The sequence below is a fragment of the Methylobacterium sp. J-078 genome (assembly GCF_022829285.1).
GTDB lineage: Bacteria > Pseudomonadota > Alphaproteobacteria > Rhizobiales > Beijerinckiaceae > Methylobacterium.
Genome location: NZ_JAKSYI010000037.1, coordinates 1 through 301 on the forward strand (window position 1 = coordinate 1; position 301 = coordinate 301).

Genomic DNA, 301 nt, shown 5'->3' on the forward strand with positions numbered 1-301 from the left:
GGGGCGTTGGCGGGCATGGGGGTTGTGATGGGACCTCGGCGGTGCCGGTTCCTCCCCGGAGGATCAAAAGGGGACGCGGTGCGGGGGCCGCCCCAACGCCGCGGCTGCCCCCGCAACTGTAAGCGGCGAGACCTTCGCCACCAACGTCACTGAGCGGCCTCGCTAGGGAAGACGGTGAAGGGCGGTGACCCGCGAGCCAGGAGACCTGCCGTCAGGCGTGGTCACACGCGAGACATGCTGGGCGGGGTGCCCGGGCGGGTGCGGGAGCATGCGCGCGCGCTTGGTTCGGACTCGTTCGCGG

At 72.1% G+C, this 301-nt stretch carries 1 riboswitch.

What is annotated here, in order from left to right:
- The first annotated feature begins 22 nt into the window (after nucleotides 1–22).
- Nucleotides 23–228, forward strand: a riboswitch (cobalamin riboswitch).
- Nucleotides 229–301 lie beyond the last annotated feature (73 nt).